The sequence below is a fragment of the Leptospira neocaledonica genome (assembly GCF_002812205.1).
GTDB classification, from domain to species: Bacteria; Spirochaetota; Leptospiria; order Leptospirales; family Leptospiraceae; genus Leptospira_B; species Leptospira_B neocaledonica.
Window position 1 is genome coordinate 1 of the sequence record NZ_NPEA01000023.1, and the last position, 2,381, is coordinate 2,381.

The 2,381-nt window shown below is 38.9% G+C and carries 1 protein-coding gene; it reads left to right on the forward strand.

Annotated features, from left to right (window positions below; translation table 11 throughout):
• Positions 1 to 156: 156 nt before the first annotated feature.
• On the forward strand, positions 157 to 2,381 hold a 2,225-nt coding region (locus CH365_RS19770; RefSeq protein ID WP_244283339.1), incomplete at its 3' end, for a TIGR04388 family protein.

Here is a 2,381-nt window from a genome sequence, read left to right on the forward strand (position 1 = left end):
CCATTGCAGAATCGCTGAAATCGGACTCTAAATATGTCTCAACTTAGGAAAGTAATAGCTAAACGGATTCAAATTGGCCTATTTTTGCTATATTTACTTTTTTTGCCACAAATATCTGAAATCAAGCCCCAAGCGGTTGAACCTACCGAACTGGATTTGTCGAGCTACCAGTCGGATTCCTGGAATCATCTTTTTGAAACTGCCTGGTCTTTAAACGATGTGAACACTTGGAACGAGTATATTAACGGACAGTTTACTGCGTTTAGAGCGGACTGGGAGGCTCAGGCTGAGATACAATTTGCAAGTATACTTTCTCAAGTTACACAAACAGACGGAATTGTGGGTAACGCAGCCTATGTGGATTACGTTACGAAATACTTGGAGATGGAGAAACAAGAGGCGGAAAAAAACTGGGAAACCCAAGCCGAAGCAAATATCCAACAAGAAAGATCCTATTTTTTAGCGAGTCTTCAAGGAAGGCAACTGGATGAATTTGAGGAAAATATTCCTTCTGAAACTCGGGCCCAAATGGAAGAACAAATCCAAAATTGGAACCAGCAATTCAGTGATAGTCTTCAAGTCGGATTATATGAATACGAGACTGCACTTAAGTCATTACAAACTATGTTCCAGGGAATGCAAAATTCGATTTCCCAAACAGATCAAGAATTCCAAACCAATTTACAACAAATCCAACAATACGAGACCCAAGTAAGAAATAGTATCAAGAGTAACAATGACGGCTTGAAGTCTTATTTATTGAATCAATCCCTATTGCAACTTACGGATATCCAAGGAGTTTCATTGCTCGGGGACTTTGGCTCTATGACAAGTGCTGAGCTATTGGTTGCCTACAATACGATCGACTCTAGTAAATTAAATACCGCCGGCCAGAAACTTAAAAATTTAATCGATACAATTGATGCTGCCTTAGATCCTTCCGATCCTGGCTCATTGTCGGATATTGCCGTCGCTATGGAAACTTATCTCTCCGAAGAAAAACTGTATGCGACTACTACCGCAGAAGGGTATCGAGCAGTAGAAAATCAATCCTGGTCGTATGGGGATATTGGTAGCGCATTACATGAAATGATCTTCGACACAAGTGCTGATTTTACCGCAGACCCTAGATATCCAGGAGGTATTTGGAAAAATGATCTTTTGTCTGGGATTAGAACCTATATAGACAATGCAGGATCGAATGTCGAAGATTTGAAAGGTTTATTAAATGGTTTATTAGGGAATCCTAATTTAACAGTAAGCAAAATTAATTCGATCGATCTTGTTGCTTCTTCGGATTCTTCTTTTTTGAATAATTATATAATTTGGGCTTCGGATTGGATTACACCTTTATTGGGTGTGGGTGGTTCGTATACGAATGATGGATCTTCTTTTTGGACTTTGAAGGATCATCTTTGGCTTTGTTGGGGAGGGGCTTGTATTCAGGAATTCAATTCTTATGCAGAAGAGCGTGTATACTTGGATGCTTCTTTAGAAATTCATGATTCTGCAGCTCAAACAAATGCGGAACAATTCGAATCTTTTAGAGATGATCTTTCTGGAAAATTTAATCTTTGGACAAACACACTCGTTCCTGCAATCCAGAATTGGGAGCAGCAGGTCTCTGATTATAAGGCAAAATATGCGGAATGGCAAACTACAAAGATTCAGTTAGAGCAACAACTTCAAAGTGACTATACTACGCAGGCAAATCAACTGCAGATCAACCAGGAGAATTGGCTGACTCAGTTAGGTGATCTGTATATGGACGCTAACGCATATTCGAATGCAAGTAAGATCATTATGCCCGAGCTGGATACGAATCTTTCTACTTCTTCATTGAGTTCTATTACTTCCCAAATCCAATCATTTCAAAACTTCGCAAATACAAATCCGGATGCACAAAACCTATATACATTTTATTCCGCTACAGGCCAGGTTGTAAACGCAGCTTATAACCTAAGTATGGTAGAAGGGAATCAAATCATGGCTTTGGATAACCAAAAGTCAACTTTGGACAATTTAATCCTTAATTTACAAGGCCAAAGGGAGATGAATTCCAATATCTCTGAAGTAGTATATGCAAAGTTTACCGGCAAGATGTTCGATGGTTCTAATGCGACAGGTAAGGTGGAAGGAGCAGGTGTATGTTCCGGTTCTAATTTCCAAATGAACCAATCGACTTGCGATACATTATATAATGATGATGAGAATTTTAATTTAAAATATAAGGATGTATACAAAGACGATAAAGGGAACATTCACGTTATACAAGATGTGAATACGACAAGTGCGGTATTCAAAGGAGGAGATGCCACAAATTACCAGAATTATACTCTTGGAACCGTAGAGAAAAATTTTGTGATCGGTAATGTGGGGAC